The sequence below is a fragment of the Salipiger sp. PrR002 genome (assembly GCF_010500775.1).
Taxonomy (GTDB): domain Bacteria; phylum Pseudomonadota; class Alphaproteobacteria; order Rhodobacterales; family Rhodobacteraceae; genus Salipiger.
In genome coordinates this window covers 95,083-115,723 of record NZ_JAAGOU010000014.1, presented here as the reverse complement: position 1 = coordinate 115,723, position 20,641 = coordinate 95,083, and the positions used below count along the sequence as shown (strand labels likewise).

Sequence of the window (20,641 nt, the reverse complement as noted above, 5' to 3'; positions counted from 1 at the left end):
CAAAATTGCCGCGCGCGGGATCGCGCGCGGCAAAGGGTAAAGCTTACGCTTCGTCAGTGCCGCCGCGCTTCTCGACGATCTCGTCGATCAGGCCCCAGGCCTTTGCGTCCTCGGGCGACATGAAGTTGTCGCGCTCGAGCGCCCGCTCGACTTCCTCGAGGGTGCGGCCGCAATGCTTCACGTAAATCTCGTTGAGGCGCTTCTTCAGTTTCAGCGTCTCTTCGGCGTGGATCATGATGTCCGTCGCCTGGCCCTGATAGCCGCCCGAAGGCTGGTGCACCATGACGCGGCTGTTGGGCAGCGAGAAGCGCATGCCCGGCTCACCGGCGGCGAGCAGCAGCGAGCCCATCGAGGCCGCCTGACCGATCACCAGCGTCGAGACCTTCGGCTTGATGTACTGCATCGTGTCGTAGATCGACAGGCCCGAGGTCACAACGCCGCCCGGGCTGTTGATGTACATCGAGATTTCCTTGCTCGGGTTTTCCGCTTCGAGGTGCAGCAGCTGCGCCACGATCAGCGAGGACATCCCGTCATGTACGGGCCCCGAAAGGAAGATGATCCGCTCCTTCAGCAGGCGCGAGAAAATGTCGTAGGCCCGTTCGCCGCGGCTGGTCTGTTCGACAACCATGGGAACGAGGGTGTTCATGTATGTCTCAAAAGGATCTTTCATCGTCGCCTGCCTGCTGTGTCTTTTCCAAATGGTGCCTATCGCGCGCGCGTTAAGCGAGTCTTAGTATCGGGTCTGGGGGGCTGCAAGGGCCGGAGCAGCAATTCGCCGTCTCAGGCCCCGCCCCAGTCCTGCGGAGCCGCACAACTGTGCCGACTGCATTCGAGTTCAAGTGTTACCTGTGTCAGTCCAAAGCGGGTTTGCATCTCGTCCTTCACAGCACGTTTTATGCCATCCGCCCGCGCCCATGCGCCCTCGTCGACCACCAGATGCGCCTGCAGCGCGGTGGTGTGCTCGTCGATCTGCCAGAGATGGGCCTTGTGCAGCCCCGCCACGCCGTCGATCCCCTGCGCCGCCTCAAGCACCGCCGAGGGCACCATGTCGGGCGGGCTGCCCAGCATGAGCACGCGGATCACCGATCCGATCTCGGCCAGCGCCATCCACAGGATGTAGCCCGCAATCAGCAGCGTCACCAGCGGGTCGACCCATGTCCAGCCGAAGAGCAGGATCAGCGTGCCCGCAAGGATCACCGCCAGAGAGCCCATGGCGTCGGCCACATTGTGCAAAAAGGCCGCGCGGATGTTCTGGCTGTCCTTAGACATGGCATAGGTCAGCATCGCAGTGATCACGTCGATGACCAGCGCGACCCCGGCGATCACCACGATCAGCCAGCCGGTCACCGGCTCGGGCGACAGGAAGCGCAGGATCGCCTCGATCATCAGGTAGATGCCGATGACGATCAGCGTGGTGTAGTTGATCAGCGCCGCCACCGTCTCGGCCCGCGCATAGCCAAAGGGCATCTCGGCGTTGGCCGGACGCCGCGCGATCTTGCGCGCCAGCGCCGCGATGACCAGCGAGATCGCATCCGAGAAATTGTGCAGCGCGTCGGCGATCATCGCGAGGCTGCCCGAGAGGATCCCCCCGACGACCTGCGCGACGGTCAGCAACATGTTCACCCCGACCGCAATCGCCATACGCGCGTCGCCAGCCTCGGGGTCTACATGGTGATGATGGTGGTGGTGATGACCGTGACTCATGCCTGCATCAGGGACCGCTGCGGTGCCGAGGTCAAGCAGATCACAGGTGCGCGTCGCTCTCGGCCGGTGCGTCCACATGCAGAACGCGGGTTATCTCGAAGCTGGGATCACGCCTGTCGCCCTCCGGAAACAGCCCGAGCGCCGCAGTCAGCGCCAGAAGCGCGGCGATACAGACAATCCAGTGGCGAAAATTCATGCGTCATCTTCCTTGGTCAGTTCTGCCCGGGGGCTGCCAAGGATATGGAGCGCAATGGCGCAATGACCAGACGAGGGCGGAAAATGACGTAAGGACGGGGCCTCACGTTCGCGCGACCGCCCGATCAGATGGCACCGAAAGGGCCCGCCGATGTGGCTCTTTGCCGGCCCACCTACGGAGGGTCAGCTCATCTCCTGCAGGCGGGCGACGTAGCGCGCCATCGTGTCGATCTCGAGATTGACGCTGTCGCCAAGCTTCACCCCGCCCCATGTGGTCACGTCCTTGGTGTGGGGGATGAAGTTGATGCCAAAGACCGAGCCCTGCACCTCGTTGACCGTCAGCGAGGTGCCGTTAAGCGCGACCGAGCCCTTGGGTGCGATGAATTTCGCCAGTTCGTCCGGCGCGCGCAGCTGCACGCGGGTGCTGTCGCCCTCGTCCTGAATCGAGACCACCTCGGCCAACCCGTCCACGTGGCCCGACACGATGTGCCCGCCAAGCTCGTCGCCGACCTTCAGCGCGCGTTCCAGATTGACGCGCTTGCCCTGCTGCCATGTGCCAAGGTTGGTCTTCGACAGGGTCTCGGCGCTGATCTGCACGTCGAACCAATCCTCGCCCAACGTCACCACCGTCAGGCAGACGCCGTCGCAGGCGATCGACGCGCCGATCTCGATGCCCGCAGTGTCGTAGGAGGTGCCGATGCGCGCGGTCAGATCGCCCGCCTGCTCCAGCGCGCGGATTTCCCCCATGTCGGTGACGATACCGGTGAACATCAGCAGATCCTCTTATGACCCAAGGGCTCTGGCCACGGGCCTTATTTTGGTCAAACAATCACGATACGGAGAGCTGTCCGGCCAGTTGGCTGGCATCCCCGATGACGAGTAGGCCGATCCTTAACGAGTGCCCATGACCATGGCAACCGCAGAGCCCCACCCCGTACAGGCCGGGCGCGTCTTCCTGTTCCTGCAGGGACCGCACGGGCCATTCTTTCATCGCCTCGGCGCCATGCTGCGCCGCGCCGGTGCCGAGATCTGGCGCGTTGGCTTCAACGCCGGCGACCGCGCCTTCTGGTTCGACGGTGCCAGCTATCTGCCCTTCACCGAAGCGCCCGAGGACTGGCCTGCGCATCTGCGCGGCCTGCTCGACGAAAAGCGGGTGACGGATATCGTGCTCTATGGTGACACCCGCGCGATCCACGCCGAGGCCATCGCCGAGGCGCGCCGGCGCGGGCTGCGCGTGCATGTCTTCGAGGAAGGCTACATGCGCCCCTATTGGGTGACCTACGAGCGCGGCGGTGCCAATGGCCATTCGCGGCTGATGGACATGGATGTGGCAGACATGCGCAGCGCGCTCGAACGGTCCGACATGGAAGCGCCGCTGCCGCCCGGCCATTGGGGCGACATGCGCCAGCACATCTTCTATGGCGCGCTCTACCATTGGTTCGTGATGTTCCGGAACGGCGACTACCGCAATTTCCGCGCCCACCGCGATCTGCCCGTAGCGCGCGAGTTCCAGCTCTACCTCAAGCGCCTGCTTCTGATGCCGCTGACACGGGTCGAACGCTTTGTCGAAAGCCTGCGCATCCGGCGCGGCGGCTTCCCCTATCACCTGGCGCTGCTGCAGCTTGAGCATGACTCGAGCTTCCGCCAGCATTCGCCCTTCGAATCCATGTCAGAATTCGTTGATCTGGTGCTCGAAGGATTTGCCAAAGGCGCGCCCGGACATCACCACCTCGTCTTCAAGGCGCATCCGCTGGAGAACGGGCAGGTCCCGCTGCGCCGGATGATCGCCGCCTCGGCGCGCCGCCTTGGCATCGAAGGACGAGTGCATTTCGTGCCCGGTGGCAAGCTGGCGCAGCTGCTGAACGACGCGCGCAGCGCGGTCACGGTCAATTCCACCGCCGGTCAGCAGGTGCTCTGGCGCGGAATTCCGCTGCGCACCTTTGGCCGCGCGGTCTATGCCAAACCCGAGTTCGTCTCGGAACAGCCGCTGGCCGAGTTCTTTGCTTTGCCGACCCGCCCCGACAGCCGCGCCTATAAGGATTACCGCCGGTATCTGCTTGAAACGAGCCAGCTTCCGGGCGGGTTCTACGCCTCTCGCGGGCGCCGCCAGTTGCTGCGGCAGGTGGTCGACATGATGCTCTCGCCGCATGATCCTTATGATGCGCTGCGCAATGGCACCGCGGCACCTCGGCAACAGTTGCGCGTAGTCCGCTGACGCCGCGCGAACCCCGGACTGGTTTTTGAATCCGGATTCTCGTACCTTACGCCAAAAAGCTCAGGCAGATAAGAACAGGTCGAGGAGACCGAGCAGTGAAACAGTCCCGCTCCCGATGGGCGAAATCCGCCGCCCTTCTGGCCGCAGTGTCGATTCTGGCATCCTGCGCCCTGCCCCGCGTCGGTCCCAACAAAGATGAGATTTACGCCGGTTCGGTGATGCGCGAGGGCGATGCCTTCGTCGTCAGCGTCAATGATCGCGTGACCCGCGCCACCGCCGTCGTCCCCGCCCTCGGCTTTTCCGAACAGTTCCAGAGCGCCGGTGTCGTCGGCTCCGACACGATCCAGCCCGGCGATACGCTGGGGCTGACGATCTGGGAGAACGTCGACGACGGGCTGCTTGCCGCCGCCGAGACCAATGCCACCTCGCTCGAAGAAGTGCAGGTCGACGGTTCGGGCTTTATCTTCGTGCCCTATGCGGGCCGCATCAAGGCCTCGGGCAACTCGCCCGAAACCGTGCGCCGCATCATCACCGACAAGCTTTCGGAACAGACCCCCGACCCGCAGGTCGAAGTGCGCCGCCTTGCCGGTGACGGCTCGACCGTGAGCCTTGTCGGTTCTGTCGGCGGTCAGGGCGTCTATGCCATTGAGCGTCCCACCCGCACGCTGTCGTCGATGCTGGCGCGTGCCGGTGGCATCACCATCCAGCCAGAGATCGCCCAGATCACCGTTCTGCGCGGCGGCCAGCAGGGCAAGATCTGGTTCCAGGACCTCTACAAAGACCCGCGCTATGACATCGCGCTGCGCGGCGGCGACCGTATCCTCGTCGAGGAAGACACCCGCGCCTTCACCGCGCTCGGTGCCACCGGCACGCAGGCGCGCGTGCCCTTCGAGACGCAGACGCTCTCGGCGGTCGAGGCGATCGCGCAGGTTGGCGGTCTCGTGCCCACCTCTTCGGACCCCACCGGCGTCTTCGTCTTCCGCAACGAGCCCGCGGACATCGCCAATCAGGTTCTGGGCCGCAGCGATCTGATCGGCGCACAGCGCATGGTCTATGTGCTCGACCTGACCAAACCCAATGGCATGTTCATGGCGCGCGACTTCGTGGTGCGCGATCAGGACACGCTCTACGTCACCGAAGCGCCCTACGCACAGTGGAGCAAGGTGATCTCGGCGCTGACCGGCACGCTGACCGCCATCGCCACCGTCTCGACCGTGCAGGACGCGGTTTCGGGCGGCTGATCCGGATAAAAGCCCTGAATACATATAACGAGGGACAGGGCAGCGCCGGGGGAGAAATCCCCCGGCGTCTCTATGTGCGCACCGCTGGTTTCTTAACCCAGACCCGGCTGCGCCGCATGCTTGCGCAGGCGGGATGGAGGCTGTCGCTGGGCACGCCGGGGCCCGAGGACCATATCGGTGTCTGGGGCCAGTCCCCCTATGCCGCACGCGGCGAGGCTTTGGCCGCAAAGACCGGCGCGCGGATCATCCGCATCGAAGACGCCTTCCTGCGCTCGCTACACCCCGGTCGCAAGGGTGAGCCGCCGCTCGGCCTGCTGATCGACCGCAGCGGTGTGCATTTCGAAGCCTCCCAGCCGTCGGATCTGGAGGTGCTTCTGGCCACCCACCCGCTCGACGATCACGCGCTGCTCGAGCGCGCGCGGGGCGGCATGGCGCGGATGCAGGAGCATCACTTAAGCAAATATTCCGGCTTTGACCCCGGCGCGCCCGTGCCCGAGCCCGGCTATGTGCTGATCATCGACCAGACGCAGGGTGACGCCTCGGTCCGCGCCTCCGGCGGCGACCGCAATCGATTTCTCGAGATGCTCTACTGGGCGCAGGACGAAAACCCCGGCGCCCGCATCCTCATCAAGACCCACCCTGAAACCGCGCAGGGCCTGCGCGGCGGCCACTACGGACCCGAGGACGCGCAGGGCCGCATCAGCCTTTGCACCGATGCGGTCTCGCCCTGGGCGCTGCTCGACGGTGCGGTGGCGGTCTACACGCTCAGCTCGCAGATGGGTTTCGAGGCAATCCTCGCCGGGCACAAGCCGCGGGTCTTTGGCACGCCCTTCTACGCGGGCTGGCGGCTGACGCAGGATGAAGCGCCGCTGCCGCGCCGGGGCCGCGGCCTGACCCGTGCCCAGCTTTTCGCCGCCGCCATGATCCTCTACCCCACGTGGTACGACCCCTGCCGTGACGCGCTCTGTCCTTTCGAAGACGCGCTCGGGGCCTTAGAGGCGCAAACGCGGGCATGGCGCGAAGACCGTCAGGGCTGGGTCGCCTCCGGCATGCGCCTGTGGAAACGCCGCCTGCTGCAGGGGTTCTTTGGCGGGCAGAAGGCGATGATCTTTGCCGAAGGCGCTGCGGCGGACAAGCACCGTGCGGAGGGCCGCCGCCATATGGCATGGGCGGGCAAGGCAAGCGGCAAGGAGGTGCGGGTGGAAGACGGCTTTCTACGCTCGCGCGGGCTTGGCGCCGCACTGGTGCCGCCGCTGTCGCTGGTGCTGGATGATCTGGGCATCTACTACGATCCCACCCGGCCCTCGCGGTTAGAGGCGCTGATCACCGGCACGCCCGACCTGCGCCCCGATCAGCGCCTGCGCAGCGAGAAGTTGATCGAGCGGCTGACCGCGGGCGGGCTGACCAAATACAACCTTGGCACGCCGCCGCCCGTCCTGCCCGAGGGGCACCGTATTCTTGTGGTCGGGCAAGTCGAGGATGACGCCTCGATCCTACGCGGCAGCCCAGACTGCCGCAGCAATGCCGATCTGCTCGCCCGCGCCCGCGCCGCCAACCCCGAGGCGGTGCTGCTGTGGAAGCCGCATCCTGACGTCAGCGCCGGATTGCGCCACGGCGCGGTGGAGGCGCCCGAGCGATGGGCCGATATGACCGTCGAGGGCACCGACATGGGCGCACTGCTGCGCGAGGTGCAGGAGGTCTGGACGATGACCTCGCTCACCGGGTTCGAGGCGCTGCTGCGCGGCGTGAAGGTGACGACGCTCGGCGCGCCCTTTTATGCCGGTTGGGGGCTGACGCGCGACCTTGGCCCGGTGCCCGCGCGGCGGCTCTCAGGCCCACGCCCCGACCTTGCCGCGCTGGTGCATGCCACGCTCATCGCCTATCCGCGCTACCGCGATCCGGTCAGCGGCCTGCCCTGCACGCCCGAAGTGATCGCCGAGCGGCTGGAGCGGGGCACGATCCCCCATCCCGGCCTGCCGAACCGGCTGTTGTCGAAACTGCAGGGCCTTCTGGCATCGCAGGCGCATCTTTGGCGCTGACGCGCCGGGCCCATCTCTGACGCTAAGGCTCAGCGACGGGCCTTCAGCCCGTGCAGGCTGGCGGTCACCGCGAAAATCAGCGTCGCGGCGCAGACCATGCTCGGCCCCGCCGGCGTGTCGAAAAGCAACGCGCCCTGCAGCCCCGCCAGTGCCGACACAGCGCCGATGCCCGTGGCCAGCAGCGCCATCGCCTCGGGCGTGCGGGCGAAGGGCCGCGCGGCGGCGGCGGGGATCAGCAGCATCGCCCCGATCAGCAGCACGCCCACCACCTTGATCGCCACCGCCACGGTCAGCGCCAGCGCCACGGTCAGCACCCGGCTTTCAAGCCGCGGGTCGATGCCGCTGGCATGGGCGAGATCGGGCGACAGCGTCGCGGTCAGCAAGGCCTGCCAGCGCCAGACCAGCAGCGCCAGCACCAGCGCCGCGCCGCCCCAGATCACCAGCAGGTCGGACCTCGTTACCGCGAGGATGTCACCAAAGAGATAGGCCGACAGATCAAGCCGCGCACCGGGCACGAAGGTGATCGCCACAAGGCCGATCGCCAGCGCGCCATGGGCCAGCACCCCCAGCACCGTGTCGATACCAAGACCGCGCTCGCTCAGCGCGCCGACCAGCATCGCCATGATCAGCGCCACCGCCAGCGTTCCGGCGAAAACCGGCAACGACAGGGCCAGCGACAGCGCGACGCCGAGGATGGCCGCATGGGCGGTAGCATCGCCGAAATTGGCCATCCGCCGCCACGAAACGAAACACCCGAGAGGCGCCGCGGCCAGCGCAAGCCCCAGCCCCGCCAGCGCCGCGCGCACAAGAAAATCGTCCAGCATCAGTGCCCCGCGTGGGATTGGTGAGAGTGATCGTGATCATGACCATGATCGTGGTCATGACTATGGTCATGATCGTGGCTATGGCTGTGCTCGTGCCGGTAGAGCGCCAGCGCCCCATGCGTGCCCGTGCCAAAGAGCGCCCGATACTCCGCCGCCTGCGCGACGGTCTCGGGGTGGCCCTGACAGCAGACATGGCCGTTGAGGCAGACCACCCGGTCGCTCGCGCTCATCACCACATGCAACTCGTGGCTGACCATCACCACCGCGCAGCCGAGCCGCGCGCGGATCTGCTCGATCTGCCGGTAGAAAGCGGCGGACCCGGGCTGGTCCAGCCCCTGCGTCGGCTCGTCGAGCAGCAGCACCTCCGGACGGCTCAGGATCGCCCGCGCCAGCAACACGCGCTGGAACTGCCCGCCCGAGAGTCCCGCCATGGGCCGGTCTTCGAGCGTGCCCGCCCCGGCCTCTTCCAGCGCGGCGCGCCGCGCGGCGCGGTCCACCCGATGCGGCAGCGACAGGAAACGTCCGACGGTCAGCGGCAGCGTCGCGTCGATCTGCAGCTTCTGCGGCACGTACCCCAGCCGCAGCCCCGGCTTGCGCGTCACCTTGCCCGACTGCGGCTTCACCGCGCCGATGAGCGTGCGCAGCAGCGTCGATTTGCCCGAGCCGTTCGGCCCGACGATGGTGACGATCTCGCCCGGTTCCACATGGAAATCCACGCCCTGCAGCACCGGGTGCTCTCCCAGCGTGACCTGCAGGCCGTTTGCTTCGATGAGGCTCACGCCGCGGCCTCACGGCAGAGCGGGCAAAGGCCCTCGGCCTCGACCACCATGCGCTCAAGCGCGAAATCCAGCCCTTCGGCGGCTTCGCGCACCGCCTCGCCAATCGCCTGCGAGGGCATCTCGGCCACCGCGCCGCAGGCGCGGCAGAGCAGGAAGGCGGGCTTGTGGCGCTCCCCCGGATGGGCACAGGCGACAAAGGCATTCAGACGCTCGATCTTATGCGCGAAGCCATTGCTCACCAGAAAGTCAAGCGCGCGATAAACGGTGGGCGGCTGCGCGCCCTGCCCTTCGTCCCGCAGGACATCAAGCAGTTCATAGGCCCCCATGGCCCGGTGCTTGCGCAGCAGAATTTCCAGCACGCGGCGGCGCTGTTTGGTCAGCGACAGCCCCTCGCGGGCGCAGGTCTCCTCGGCGGCCTGCAAAGCGTGCTCGCGGCAATGTGCGTGGTCGTGCTGGGTGAACCCGAGCGCCTCGGAATGTACGGCCATGTCGTTTCCCCTGATACCAGCCTCGCCGAACGCGTGATCAAGCACGCGTCCGATGGGGGTTGATATGTTATAGTGTTCAAAGTATCAAGCCCGTCGATTGTTATGATATAACATCATTGACCCGAAACTCGATACCCACGAGGCCCAGATGTACCGTTCCCTCCTCCCCGCCCTGCTGCTCGCCAGCCCTGCCTTTGCCGAAGTTCCGAAGGTGGTCACCGACATCGCCCCCGTGCAGGGGCTGGTGGCCAGCGTGATGGGCGATCTGGGCGAGCCGGGGCTGCTGATCCCGCCGGGCGCCTCGCCGCACAGCCACGCGCTGAAACCCTCCGAAGCGCGCGCCCTGCAGAACGCCGATCTGGTGTTCTGGATCGGCGGCGAATTGAGCCCCGACCTCGGGCGCAAGATCGACTCGATTGCTGCGGATGGTGCCGCCGTCTCGCTGTTCGACGCCCTCGGCACGCTGCACCTGCAGGCACGCAACGACGTGCTTTTTGCCGAGCCGGGCGCGGAGGCGCATGAGCACGGTGACGACGACCATGATGAGCATGACGACCACGCGGACCACGATGATCACGACGAGCACGAGCACGAAGCGGGCCATGAGCACCATCATGAAGGCGACGATCCGCACGTCTGGCTGTCGGTGGACAATGCCACCACATGGCTGCCGCTGATCGCGCAGACGCTGTCCGAGGCCGACCCCGAGCATGCCGACACCTATGCCGCCAATGCCGAAGCCGCTGCCGCCCGCATCGCCGAGGCGCGCGCCAAAGCCCAAGACCTGCTCGCTGGCGCCACGGACAAGAACTTCGTCGTCTTCCACGATGCGTTTCAATATTTCGAGGACAGCTTTGGGCTGAAGGTGCTCGGTGCGATCTCTCTGTCGGACGCCACGGCGCCCAGCCCGGCGCGACTGGATGCGCTGCGCGACGCGCTGCAGGGGGCCGATGCCGCCTGCGTCTTTGCCGAACCGCAGTTTGATCCGCGCCTCATCGCCGCCGTGACCGAAGGTGCGGATACGCCGGTGGCCGAGCTTGACCCGCTGGGCCAGACGCTCGACCTCGGCGCAGAGTTCTACCCGGCGCTGATCGAGACGCTGGCGCGGAACGTCGCGGACTGCGCGGCGCAGTAAGCCCCCGCCCCAACCGAAAGCAGCCCCCTTTGCCTTGACGGCAAAGGGGGTTTTCCTTTCCATAAATCCCGACTAATTAGCTTGGATAAAGCGCGGAGCGGCGGTTTTGATAGCCGCGCCCCCTCCCGCCGCGCGCCGGATCCAAGGAGTCCCCATGCGAGCCTGCCTTACCGATTTCAGCCGTCGCGGCTTTCTGGGCGGCGCTTTGGGCAGCACTCTTGTCGGCGTGGGCGGCCTGCTAACCGCGCCGCAACTGCGCGCGGGCGAAGACACGCTCAGCTTCGAGCACGCTTATGGAGAGACCGTGCTGCAGGCCCCGGCGCGGCGTGTCGTCTCGCTTGGCTACACGACGCAGGACAGCCTGCTGGCGCTTGGGATCGTGCCGCAAGCGATCCGCTATTGGTATGGCGATTACCCCCACGGCGTCTGGCCCTGGGCGCAGCCGCTTCTCGGAGAGGCGAGCCCGGCGCTGATGACTGGCGAAGCGTCCATCGAAACCGTCGCCAGCCTTTCGCCCGATCTCATCGTCGCCATCGGCTCGGGCATCTCCGAGGCGGAATACGCACTGCTGTCGCAGATCGCGCCGGTGCTGATGCAAGCGCCGGAGTACTCCGCCTATGGCATGCCCTGGGACGCCGAGTTGCGGATGATCGCCCGCGCGACCGGCACCGAGGCGAAAGCCGAGGCACTGATAGCCGACGTCGCGCAGCAATTCGCCGCCCTCCGCGACCGGCACCCCGACTGGCAAGGGCAGACCGCCGCCTGCGCGTGGCACGACGGGGGCCAGACCAGCGCCTTTACCGGCGGCGATGCGCGGGTGCAGTTCGTCCGCGAGATGGGTTTTCGCCAGCCGCAGGCGCTCGAGGCGATCAGCCCCGCCGACGGCTTTTACACCGCGCTCTCGCCCGAGGACCTCTCGCCGCTCGATGCGGATGCGCTTGTCTGGATCTCAAGCGAAGATCAGGCCCCCGACATCGCGTCGCTCGCCATGAGGAAAACCCTGCGCGCCAACGCCGAGGGACGCGAAGTGTTCTGCGGCGAGGTTCTGGCGGGCGCGCTCTCCTTCGGCAGCGTGCTGTCCATGCCCTTCGCGCTGGCCCAGCTTGAGCCAGAGATCACCGCCGCACTCGACGGCGATCCCAGCACCGCTGTGCCGAGCGCGGCAAAGGCTGGTCTGCTCTGATGCTGCGGCTCTTCGGGCTCTTGGCGCTGCTGCTGCTTGCGCTGGCTCTGGCGCTTTCCGTAGGCGCGCGCCCGGTCAGCCTCGCCATGGCGCTCGAGGCCTTGCACAGCTTTGACCCCACCAACCCAGATCACGTGACATTGGCCGCGATCCGCCTGCCGCGCATGGCCGCCGGGCTGATCGCCGGGGCGGCGCTGGGGATCGCCGGGACGATCATGCAGGTGATGACCCGCAACCCGCTGGCCGACCCCGGCATTTTGGGAGTGAACTCCGGCGCCGCCTTTGCGCTGCTGCTTGGTGCGACACTGCTGGGCCGCTCCGATCAGGCCTCGGTCGCGCTGCTGAGCCTTCCGGGCGCGGCGCTGGCCTCGGCGCTGGTGTTCATCCTCGGCGGCGGGCTGCGCGGTGACGTCGGTCCGGTGCGGCTGACACTTGCGGGCGCGGCGCTCAATGCGCTGCTGCTGTCGCTGGTCACCGCCATCGTGCTGATCCGGCAGGACACGCTCGATCTCTTCCGCTTCTGGGTCGCGGGCTCGCTGACCCAAGCCGCAAGCCGCCCGCTGGCGGAAATGGCACTGCTCGCCGCCGCTGGCGGTGCGCTCGCGCTGGCCATGGCGCCGCAGATCGAGGCGCTCTCGCTGGGCTCGGCCCTGTCGCGCGGGCTGGGCACCAAGCCGCGCCGGGTTCAGACGGCGGCGCTGGCGGTGGTCACGCTCTGCACCGGGGCGGCGGTGGCCGTCGCCGGGCCGATCGCCTTCCTCGGGCTGATGGTGCCGCCGCTGGCGCGGATCGTCGCGGGCCATTCGCTGCGCCGCGCGCTGATCGCCTCGGCGCTGATGGGCGCCACGCTGCTGTTGCTGGCCGACACGCTGGGCCGGGTGGTGATGCCGCCCGCCGAGGTGCGCGCCGGGATCATGACGGCGCTGATCGGCGGGCCGGTCTTCATGTGGGTCGCCCGCCGCCTGCGCCCCGGAGCCAGCGCATGAGAGGCGCGCTGACCCTTGGCCTGCTGCTGCTTGCCGCCACGCTGGCTGCGCTGGCGCTTGGGCAGGTGCGCCTGAGCCCGGCGCTGCTCTGGCAGGGGCTGAGCACCGGCGAGGGACCGGGCGCGCTGGTGCTGGGCACGATCCGCGGCCCGCGGGTGCTGACCGCCCTCGGCGCAGGGGCCGTTCTGGGTATGTCGGGCGCGCTGTTCCAGAGCCTCTTTCGCAATCCGCTGGCGGCGCCCGACATCATGGGCTTCACCGCAGGGGCCGGGCTGACGATCATCGCCGCCATCGCGCTTGGCCTCAGCCTGCCGCTGCCCCTGATCGCGGCGGGCGGCGGGCTCTTGGCGGCGCTTTTGGTGGTGGCGCTGTCGCACCGCCGCGGCCATGCGACGCCGCCACTGACGATGATCCTCGTTGGTCTCGGCGTCGGCTTTGTCGCCTCGGCGCTGTCGAGCTTTCTGCTCACGCTGTTGCCGCATACCCAAGCCGCCGAGGCGCAGCGCTGGCTCACCGGCTCGCTGGCGGCGCGCGACTGGAACCATGCGCTGCAGGTCTGGGCGGTGGGCGGCGTTCTGGGCGCGCTGGCCTTGGCGCAGATGCGCAGGCTGGCGGCGCTGCAACTGGGCGAGGACTTGGCCGCGGGACTTGGCCTGAGGGTCGGAGCCGCGCGGCTGGCGCTGGCGGGCACCGGCGTGCTGCTGGCTGCGGCGGGCGTCGCGGTCGCTGGGCCGGTGCCCTTTGTCGCGCTGATGGCCGGGCCGCTGGGCATACGTCTTGTCGCTGCGCGCCAGCTCCATACCCGGCTTCTGGCCGCGGCGGCCACAGGTGCCCTTGTGCTGGTGCTGGCCGATCTTGCCGCCCGCGCCGCCCTGCCCGGCATCCAGCTGCCCACCGGCGTGATGACCGGCCTTCTGGGCGCCCCCTATCTGCTCTGGCGCCTGTCGCGCGAAATGGAGAAAGGCGAGCTATGACCTCACGTGCCGCCCCCGCCTGCCTGCAGGCCGAGGCCCTGTCGCTGGGCTATGCCGAGCGCCCGGTGATCCGCGAGCTGTCGCTCGATCTGCCCCGCGGCGAGATGACCGCGATCCTCGGCCCGAACGGCTGCGGCAAATCCACCTTGCTGCGCGCCATGGCGCGGCTGCTGCAGCCAAGCGCCGGGCGCGTCCTGCTCGACGGCGAAGACATCCACCGCCGCGACACCCGCGCGTTGGCCCGCGAACTGGCGATCCTGCCGCAAGCGCCGATTGCGCCGGAGGGGATCACCGTTGCCGATCTGGTGAAACGCGGGCGGACCCCATGGCGCGGCCTCTTCACCCCATGGCGCGACGCCGATGCCCGCGCCTGCGCCGAGGCGCTGGAGGCGGTGCAGATGACCGCCCTTGCCGAGCGCCCGCTGAGCGAGCTTTCCGGCGGGCAGCGGCAACGGGCATGGATCGCGCTGGTTCTGGCGCAGAGCGCGCCGCTGCTGCTGCTCGACGAGCCGACCACCTATCTCGACCTCGTGCATCAGATCGACGTTCTGGCGCTGCTGCGGCGGCGCAACCGCGAGGCCGGGCTGACGGTGATCTCGGTGCTGCATGACCTCAACCTTGCCGCGCGTTTCTCGGACCGGCTGGTGCTGCTGGGGCGGGCGGGGCTCGTGGCCACCGGCACGCCTTGGGAGGTGCTGACCCCCGCCAACCTGCAGACCGCCTTCGGCCTTGCCGCCCGCGTCGATCCCGACCCGGTGAACGGAACGCCGATGATCATCCCGCTTTGAGCCGAAAGGAGATCGCCGCATGGCTACCGCTTCCCGCGCCACCACGTCGAGCCGCTTTGACGGCCCGCTTCCCGCGCAGTTCGTGCCGGATCTGCGCGCCCGCCTCGATGAATACGGCATCCCCTACGAGCACAAAGGCCGCCGCCTGAAGGTCAACGCCACCGGCGCCGAGGTTGCCTTGCGGGTGGATCGGCGCGGTTTCGATGTCGAGATCGCCGCCGATGGGGATGTGCCGTTGCACCAGTGGCGCGAGACGGTGAACTACATGCTCGACCAACTGCTGCCCGACGCCGGCGCGCGCATGGCGTGGAGCGGCGTCGGCGAGGCGAAGACCCCGCCCAACTTCCACCTTGCCACGGTGATCGGCACACGGCGCATCACGCCGAACTTCCTGCGTATCGAGATGGCCTGCGATGGCATCGAGGCACTCTCTGAGGGCGGGATGCATTTCTCGTTGCTGCTGCCCCCCGAGGACACGCAGCCGCGCTGGCCGGAACTGACCGCGCAGGGGCGGACGATCTGGCCCGATGGGGCCTGCGCCCTACACCGCGCCGCCTATACGTTCGTCTGGCTCGATGCCGCGCGCGGGCGCTTTGCCTTCGACATCTTCGAACATGAGGGCGGGCGCACAACCCACTGGGCGCGGCAGGCGCGGCCCGGCACCACCGTCGGCGTCATGGGGCCGGGCGGCGGCGATTTTCCAAAAAGCGAGCGGCTTCTGCTCGCCGGGGATGAGACCGCCCTGCCCGCCATCCGGCGCATCCTCGAAAGCGCGCCCGCGGGCACCCAAGGCCGGGTGATGATCGAGACCGGATCGCAGGCCGACCGGCCTGAACTGGCCTACCCTTCAGGCATGCACCTCAGCTGGGTCCCTCGCGGCGTAGAGGGCGGCCTCGGTGCCGCGCTGGCGCGGATCACCGAGATCGAGGATGGGCTCTTCGTCTGGGTCGCAGCGGAAAAATCCATCGTCCGCGCCGCGAAGGCGCAGTTCAAGGACCTCGGGCTGCCGCGCGAGCGTGGCTATTTCTCGGCCTATTGGATCAGCGGCTAGGGCCCGGTGCGTAAGGGCGCAGAGCGGGTCAGACCCCGCCGGTCCGCCCCGGAAACACCTCCAGCGCGACGCCCGCCTCTTCCAGCGCCGCGCGCACGGCGCGGGCGATCTGCAGCGCGGTCTTGCCGTCACCATGCAGGCAGATGGTATCCACCGCCGCCGGAATGTGCTTGCCGCTTTCGGTGATGATCGCCCCGGCCTGCACCATCTTCACCATGCGCGCAGCGGCCAGTTCGGCATCATGGATCACCGCCCCCGGCAACGCGCGATCAACCAGCGTCGCATCGTCGTTATAAGCGCGGTCGGCGAAAATCTCGCCCGCCCAGCGACAGCCCAACTCCTCGACCGCCGCCTGCTGCTGCGTCGCGGCCAGCACCATGATGATGATCTCGGGATCGACCGAAAGCGCACCCTCATAGGCAGCCAGCGCCATGGCCTTGTCCTCGGCGCACATATTGGCCAGCGCGCCGTGCAGCTTCAGATGCCGCACTTTGCCGCCCGCAGCCCCGGCCATCGCCTGCGCCGCACCCAGCTGATAGGCGGTGAGATTGCGCAGGCTGGCATGCGAAAGCTGCATGCGTCGCCGCCCAAACCCCTGCAGATCGGGAAACCCGGGATGCGCGCCGATGCCGGTGCCGCGGTCCGCCGCCAGCTTCATCGTCGCCGCCATGACGTCAGGGTCGCTGGCGTGAAAGCCGCAGGCGATGTTGGCCGAGGTGATCACCTCGAGCAGCGCCGCATCCTGCCCCATGACCCAAGGGCCAAAGCTTTCGCCCATATCCGCGTTGAGATCGACGCTGGTCATCCCTCTGTCTCCTTCTGTCAAAGCCTGCCCGGCTCAGTGGTCGTGATACTCGCCGTTGGAAAACCCGCTGACCAGCTTGTGGCTGAGCAGATCGGCCACATCCGCCGGATCGCGCACCAGCGGCTCGATACGGCGCGGCAGATCCCTGAGGGCCGCGCGATAGGCGCTCTCGGCGGCCAGCGCCTCGTCCATCGACACGACGCTGAAGCGCAATTCGGCCCCTGCTGGCGCCTGCGCCACGCGCGGCAGATCGGCGGGAATGACCGTGGCGAGACGCGGGTAGCCCCCGGTGGTCTGGCATTCGGCCATAAGTACGAAAGGCGCGCCATCGCCGGTCATCTGGATATCGCCCGGCGTGATGATCTCTGACACCACCGACAGCCCGCCGTCGACGCCGAAGGGCGCGCCATCCGGCACCAGTTTGACCCCCATGCGGTTGGCGCGGGAGTCGCGGGTGAATGTGGTCTCGCCCAACCGGCGGCGCTGCTCTTCGGGGAAGAGGCGGGTCTGCAGGCTTTCCACCACGCGCAGCGCACCGCCCGAAAAACGGTCGTCCACCGCCAGCTTGCGCGCCACCGGCCCGCCTCTGTCGGCCCCGACCGGCAGCCGGTCGCCCGCCGCGACGCCCCGGCCCAACCCGGCGGTCAGATGCGCCGAGCGCGCGCCCAGCAGCTCTTCGGGCTCCAGCCCGCCGCCCAGCGAAAGATAGCCATAGGCCCCCGATTGCACCGGTCCGATCTCGAGCACCGCGCCCTTGGGCAGCGCATGCGCGGCGTTCCACACCACCGGCGCGCCGTCGATGCTGGCCCGCATGGCACCGCCGGTCAGCGCGATGCGCAGATCGCAGCCCGCCTCGAACCGCCCGCCGACACCGCCCATCTCGAGCGCCGCCGTCTCACCCTGCCCCAGCAGCGCCGCGCCCTCGGCCAGCGCCAGCCGATCCATCGCGCCGCCGCGCGAGAGCCCAAAGGCAATCCAGCCCGGACGGCCGCCATCCTGCACGGTCACCGCAGGCCCTGCGCGATGCACGATCAATTCGCGGCTCATGGCAGATCCTCCCAGCTTGCGCCGCCTTCGGGGTCGTTCTGCATCCGGGCAAAGACCTCTTCAGAGACCTCCGGGAATTCCACCTCATCGCCGGGCGCCAGAAGGAAGGGCCGCTCAGCGCCCATGCGGAACAGCGGCGCAGCGGTCTGGCCCACATGGCGCCAGCCGGTAGGCGCGGTGACCGAAAAGATCACGAATTGCCGGATCGCCAGCACCAGCGCGCCCTTCGGTACGCGCGGCGTAAGTCCCTGCTGGCGCGGAATGTTCCACGTCTCGGGCAGCTCGCCAAGATAGGGTTGCCCCGGCGCAAAGCCAAGCGCCGTCACCCGCACCCGCGCCGTCGACAGCGAGGTCACCGCGTCGGCCGCGCTCATCCCCGCTTCGGCGGCGGCTTCGGCGAGTTGCGGCGCGAGCGTGCCGCCATAGACGGTGGGGATACGGTGCAACCGGCGGCCATGCGGCAGATCGGCCTGCAGCCAGTCGCGCGACGCCATGAGCCCGCGCAGCTTGCTCTCCAACGCGGCGTGGCTCAGCGCCAAGGGATCGAAGCGCAGATAGGCCGAGACCAGCGACGAGGAAATCTCTTCGACCCCCTCGGGCGGATCGCTCTCAAGCGCGGCCCGGAAGGCCAGCGCGGCGCGGTTGGCGGGCTCGCTCAGCTTGTCGCCGAAGCTCACCAGCATCCCGTCGATACCGGCGGTGCGAAGCAGAGGGTAGGACGCCATCGGGGCCAAATCGTCAGTCATGCGCCGGACGTTAGCGCAGCCACCGGCGGCTGCAACCGGCAATCCGCCGCCGCCGTGTCCGCGCCGCCCCGTTCGCTCAGAGACCGCCCTTCCGTGCCCATCCACCGTTCCTTTTGCGCGCGGCGCGGATTACACCTGAGCCCGAGGCAGACGACAGGAGAAAACGATGCGCAGACCAATCCTTCTTGCGCTGGCGCTGGCGGCGCTGGCCGGATGCGGCGCCCCCTCGGGCAGCAATGTCTGGGGCGCCCGCTATGAGGTCTTTGGGGTCGACGAGGGCGACATGCTGAAATTGCGCGGCGGGCCGGGCACCGGTTTCGACGTGCTGGCCGGGCTGCCGAACGGCACGGTGGTGAAGGTCTATGAATGCACGCAAACCGGCGGCACCCGCTGGTGCGAGGTCACGCTGGACCGCGACGGCGGCATGAAGGGCTATGCGTCCTTCGCCTATCTGCGCGAGCTTTGAGCGCGCACAGAACCGGCCGTAGAGCCTTCGTCTAGACGAAAATATCCCGGGGGCGCCGCGCCACGCGCGGCGGGGGCAGCGCCCCCGGGATCAGATGAGGATCAGTGCCGCGTCGGGTTGTTGAGCTCGCGCTCGGCGGCCTCGATGGCCTCTTCCACATCCTGCGGATCGGTCGAGGGCACGGCGTAGCTGCCGGTCATCCATTTCGCCAGATCCACATCGGCGCAGCGTTTCGAGCAAAAGGGGCGGTACTTCGGGTCGGTCGGCTTGGCGCAGATCGGGCAGCTCATGACAGCATCCCCGGCTTCAGCACCTCGCTCAGCGGCACGCGCTCGCGCTTGCGCTGCAACTCCATGAGACCAAGCTGGGTCCAGCCCGCAAGAATGGTTTCCGTCGGATCCTGTTTCAGCGCCGCACGCAGCACCGATTCCACCTGCCGGCGTTCCTTCTTCGGCATCGGGGCCAGATCGACAATGATCTGCCCGCCAAGCCCGCGCAGACGCAGCTGCCGGGGCAACTCGCGCAGGGCGGCGACATTGGCCTTGAGCCCCGCCGCGGGCGAAGTGTCCCCGCCGGTGTTGATGTCCACGGCCACCAGCGCGCGGGTCGGCTCGATGCTCATCGAGCCGCCACCGGGCAGCGGCACCAGCGGACGCGCCAGCGCCTCGATCATCTCGTGCACGTTGTGGCGCTCGAAACTGCCTGCCTCGGCGTCGACATCGCCTTCGTCCCACTCGCGCCATGCCAGCGCATGTGGCCCGTCGCCCTCGACCAGCACTTCGGCCTCGCCCGAGACATCGGCCATCACCTGCTCGCAGAGCTGCGCCATGGCGGCGACATCTTCGGCGATCTCGTCGGGGTCACCTTCCGCGCAGGACGAGCGCAGGATCAGGCCGTTTTCGGCCTGCTTGGCTCCCGGCATCACCTCATGGGCGATCTCGAGCAGGCTTTCGCGGATGTCCTCATCCTTGATCCGGCGCGAGATGTTGAGCCCCGGCGCGCCGGGCGTGACGATGGCGAAGCGCGACTTGAAGAGCACGCGGGTGGTCACGGGGATCGCCTTGCCCGGTTCGGCAAAGCCGGTGACCTGCACCACCAGCGGCTGGCCCGGGGACAAGCCCTTCACCTGCCGCAGGAAGGCAGAGCCTTCGGGCGTGTCGAGGAACATGCCGCCCTGCCCCTTCATCGGGCGCTGCGCGATGCCGCGGTAGATGGTGCCGGGGCGCGCGTGGTCACTGTCGATCAGCAGGTCTTCGAGCTTGCCGTCGACGATCAGCGCCGCCGCTTCGGCCTCGCCGAGATGGTCGAGCGCAATGGTGCGTCCCTTCATGCGACTTCTCCGAACTTGTAGAGCGGGTATCCTGCGGCGAGCAGCAGGTTCGCGGTTTCCGCCAACGGCAGGCCGACCACCGAGGTGAAGCTGCCGTTGATCCACGGGATGAAGGCGCCCGCCATGCCCTGAATGCCGTAGCCGCCAGCTTTGCCCTGCCAGTCGTTCGACGCGAGATAGGCGTTCAGTTCCTCGTTCGAGAGGTCCTTCATCTTCACCTGCGTGACCACGTCGCGTTCCCACAGCTGATCGCCGCGACGCACGGCAACCGCCGTGATCACACGGTGACGGCGCCCCGAGAGCTTGGTGAGGAACTCCGCCGCCTCGCCCGCATCCCGGGGCTTGCCCAGAATCCGGCGTCCCAGCGCGACGGTGGTGTCGGCCGAGAGTACGATTTCGTCAGCGGTGGAGGGAATCGCCTGCGCCTTCTCGCGCGCGAGACGCACGCAGTAAGGGCGGGGCAGCTCGCCCGGCATCGGATCTTCGTCGATGTCGGGCGGGCGGATATCGTCTGCTGTCACACCCAGCTGCGCGAGCAAATCGCGCCGCCGGGGCGAACCGGAGCCGAGAACGAGCTTCATGCGCAGACCTCGCAGGTCCGGCCCCGTGCAGCGGGAACCGCCATGAGTTTCGGGACCATGCGGC

The 20,641-nt window shown here is 68.0% G+C and carries 23 protein-coding genes; 10 read left to right on the top strand and 13 right to left on the bottom strand.

All coding sequences use genetic code 11. The features are described from left to right. Nucleotides 1-43: 43 nt before the first annotated feature. The 4 genes from G0A00_RS15585 to G0A00_RS15570 all read right to left on the bottom strand — a co-directional run bounded on the left by G0A00_RS15585 (nt 44) and on the right by G0A00_RS15570 (nt 2,670). Entirely contained in the window at nt 44-670 is a 627-nt protein-coding gene (locus tag G0A00_RS15585) for an ATP-dependent Clp protease proteolytic subunit (protein ID WP_066101458.1), read from the bottom strand. Nucleotides 671-780: 110 nt separating this feature from the next. Then, nucleotides 781-1,704 (bottom strand): cation diffusion facilitator family transporter, encoded by a 924-nt coding sequence (locus G0A00_RS15580; RefSeq protein WP_164182591.1) that lies wholly within the window; start codon nt 1,702-1,704, stop codon nt 781-783. Nucleotides 1,705-1,744: 40 nt separating this feature from the next. After that, nucleotides 1,745-1,900 (bottom strand): hypothetical protein, encoded by a 156-nt coding sequence (locus tag G0A00_RS15575; RefSeq protein ID WP_164182593.1) that lies wholly within the window; start codon nt 1,898-1,900, stop codon nt 1,745-1,747. A gap of 182 nt (nt 1,901-2,082) precedes the next feature. Further along, entirely contained in the window at nt 2,083-2,670 is a 588-nt protein-coding gene (locus tag G0A00_RS15570) for a riboflavin synthase (protein WP_164182595.1), read from the bottom strand. Nucleotides 2,671-2,803: 133 nt separating this feature from the next. Here G0A00_RS15570 and G0A00_RS15565 point away from each other — a divergent pair, with 133 nt between their 5' ends. From G0A00_RS15565 to G0A00_RS15555, 3 genes are all read left to right on the top strand, one after another. Beyond that, the gene (locus G0A00_RS15565) at nt 2,804-4,114 is read left to right on the top strand and encodes a capsule biosynthesis protein (RefSeq protein WP_164182597.1); all 1,311 of its coding nucleotides are present in this window, start codon (nt 2,804-2,806) and stop codon (nt 4,112-4,114) included. 95 nt (nt 4,115-4,209) lie between these two features. Continuing rightward, the gene (locus tag G0A00_RS15560; RefSeq protein ID WP_066101469.1) at nt 4,210-5,355 is read left to right on the top strand and encodes a polysaccharide biosynthesis/export family protein; all 1,146 of its coding nucleotides are present in this window, start codon (nt 4,210-4,212) and stop codon (nt 5,353-5,355) included. Nucleotides 5,356-5,471: 116 nt separating this feature from the next. After that, nucleotides 5,472-7,394 carry a capsular polysaccharide biosynthesis protein gene (locus G0A00_RS15555; RefSeq protein WP_164182599.1) on the top strand — a complete coding sequence of 641 codons (1,923 nt, stop codon included), beginning with the start codon at nt 5,472-5,474 and terminating at the stop codon, nt 7,392-7,394. 29 nt (nt 7,395-7,423) lie between these two features. On the opposite strand, the gene G0A00_RS15550 is transcribed toward G0A00_RS15555, so the two are convergent. From G0A00_RS15550 to G0A00_RS15540, 3 genes are read right to left on the bottom strand one after another with little or no spacing between them, the layout of a single operon-like run. Next, complete coding sequence (locus G0A00_RS15550; protein WP_164182601.1) at nt 7,424-8,218, bottom strand: metal ABC transporter permease; 795 nt, start codon at nt 8,216-8,218, stop codon at nt 7,424-7,426. After that, a complete protein-coding gene (locus tag G0A00_RS15545; RefSeq protein WP_164182603.1) occupies nt 8,218-8,997 on the bottom strand; it encodes a metal ABC transporter ATP-binding protein in 780 nt (259 codons plus the stop codon). The genes G0A00_RS15550 and G0A00_RS15545 overlap by 1 nt, the downstream gene beginning before the upstream one ends. Beyond that, nucleotides 8,994-9,485: a transcriptional repressor gene (locus G0A00_RS15540; RefSeq protein ID WP_164182605.1), complete on the bottom strand. Its 492-nt coding sequence runs from the start codon at nt 9,483-9,485 to the stop codon at nt 8,994-8,996. The genes G0A00_RS15545 and G0A00_RS15540 overlap by 4 nt, the downstream gene beginning before the upstream one ends. 148 nt (nt 9,486-9,633) lie before the next feature. Between G0A00_RS15540 and G0A00_RS15535 the strand changes: the two genes are divergently transcribed. The 6 genes from G0A00_RS15535 (at nt 9,634) to G0A00_RS15510 (ending at nt 15,602) form a co-directional block, all read left to right on the top strand. Then, nucleotides 9,634-10,620: a zinc ABC transporter substrate-binding protein gene (locus tag G0A00_RS15535; RefSeq protein WP_164182615.1), complete on the top strand. Its 987-nt coding sequence runs from the start codon at nt 9,634-9,636 to the stop codon at nt 10,618-10,620. A gap of 154 nt (nt 10,621-10,774) precedes the next feature. Then, nucleotides 10,775-11,803: an ABC transporter substrate-binding protein gene (locus G0A00_RS15530; protein ID WP_164182618.1), complete on the top strand. Its 1,029-nt coding sequence runs from the start codon at nt 10,775-10,777 to the stop codon at nt 11,801-11,803. Further along, a complete protein-coding gene (locus G0A00_RS15525) occupies nt 11,803-12,789 on the top strand; it encodes an iron ABC transporter permease (RefSeq protein ID WP_066101483.1) in 987 nt (328 codons plus the stop codon). The genes G0A00_RS15530 and G0A00_RS15525 overlap by 1 nt, the downstream gene beginning before the upstream one ends. After that, a complete protein-coding gene (locus G0A00_RS15520) occupies nt 12,786-13,763 on the top strand; it encodes an iron chelate uptake ABC transporter family permease subunit (RefSeq protein ID WP_164182620.1) in 978 nt (325 codons plus the stop codon). The genes G0A00_RS15525 and G0A00_RS15520 overlap by 4 nt, the downstream gene beginning before the upstream one ends. Next, nucleotides 13,760-14,551, top strand: coding sequence for an ABC transporter ATP-binding protein (locus tag G0A00_RS15515; RefSeq protein WP_164182622.1), 792 nt, complete (start codon nt 13,760-13,762; stop codon nt 14,549-14,551). The genes G0A00_RS15520 and G0A00_RS15515 overlap by 4 nt, the downstream gene beginning before the upstream one ends. 19 nt (nt 14,552-14,570) lie before the next feature. After that, entirely contained in the window at nt 14,571-15,602 is a 1,032-nt protein-coding gene (locus tag G0A00_RS15510) for a siderophore-interacting protein (protein ID WP_164182624.1), read from the top strand. A 28-nt stretch (nt 15,603-15,630) separates the two neighbouring features. Here G0A00_RS15510 and G0A00_RS15505 read toward each other — a convergent pair whose 3' ends face one another. Genes G0A00_RS15505 through G0A00_RS15495 form a run of 3 tightly spaced genes read right to left on the bottom strand, consistent with a single transcriptional unit; the run spans nt 15,631 to nt 18,200 of the window. Next, on the bottom strand, nt 15,631-16,407 hold the full coding sequence (locus G0A00_RS15505; protein WP_164182626.1) for a LamB/YcsF family protein: 777 nt from the start codon (nt 16,405-16,407) through the stop codon (nt 15,631-15,633). 33 nt (nt 16,408-16,440) lie between these two features. After that, nucleotides 16,441-17,454, bottom strand: coding sequence for a biotin-dependent carboxyltransferase family protein (locus G0A00_RS15500; protein WP_164182629.1), 1,014 nt, complete (start codon nt 17,452-17,454; stop codon nt 16,441-16,443). Then, nucleotides 17,451-18,200, bottom strand: a complete 750-nt coding sequence (locus tag G0A00_RS15495; RefSeq protein WP_235953120.1) for an allophanate hydrolase subunit 1 — start codon at nt 18,198-18,200, stop codon at nt 17,451-17,453. The genes G0A00_RS15500 and G0A00_RS15495 overlap by 4 nt, the downstream gene beginning before the upstream one ends. Before the next feature lie 166 nt (nt 18,201-18,366). On the opposite strand from G0A00_RS15495, the gene G0A00_RS15490 reads away from it, so the two are divergent. After that, a complete protein-coding gene (locus G0A00_RS15490) occupies nt 18,367-18,666 on the top strand; it encodes an SH3 domain-containing protein (protein WP_066101504.1) in 300 nt (99 codons plus the stop codon). A gap of 101 nt (nt 18,667-18,767) precedes the next feature. Here G0A00_RS15490 and G0A00_RS15485 read toward each other — a convergent pair whose 3' ends face one another. The 3 genes from G0A00_RS15485 to G0A00_RS15475 are packed head-to-tail and all read right to left on the bottom strand — an operon-like array spanning nt 18,768 to nt 20,577. Then, nucleotides 18,768-18,956: a DNA gyrase inhibitor YacG gene (locus tag G0A00_RS15485; protein ID WP_066101506.1), complete on the bottom strand. Its 189-nt coding sequence runs from the start codon at nt 18,954-18,956 to the stop codon at nt 18,768-18,770. Next, on the bottom strand, nt 18,953-19,996 hold the full coding sequence (locus G0A00_RS15480; protein ID WP_164182631.1) for a ribonuclease E/G: 1,044 nt from the start codon (nt 19,994-19,996) through the stop codon (nt 18,953-18,955). Before G0A00_RS15480 ends, G0A00_RS15485 begins: the two co-directional genes overlap by 4 nt. Then, nucleotides 19,993-20,577 carry a nucleoside triphosphate pyrophosphatase gene (locus G0A00_RS15475; protein WP_066101512.1) on the bottom strand — a complete coding sequence of 195 codons (585 nt, stop codon included), beginning with the start codon at nt 20,575-20,577 and terminating at the stop codon, nt 19,993-19,995. The genes G0A00_RS15480 and G0A00_RS15475 overlap by 4 nt, the downstream gene beginning before the upstream one ends. Nucleotides 20,578-20,641: the final 64 nt, after the last annotated feature.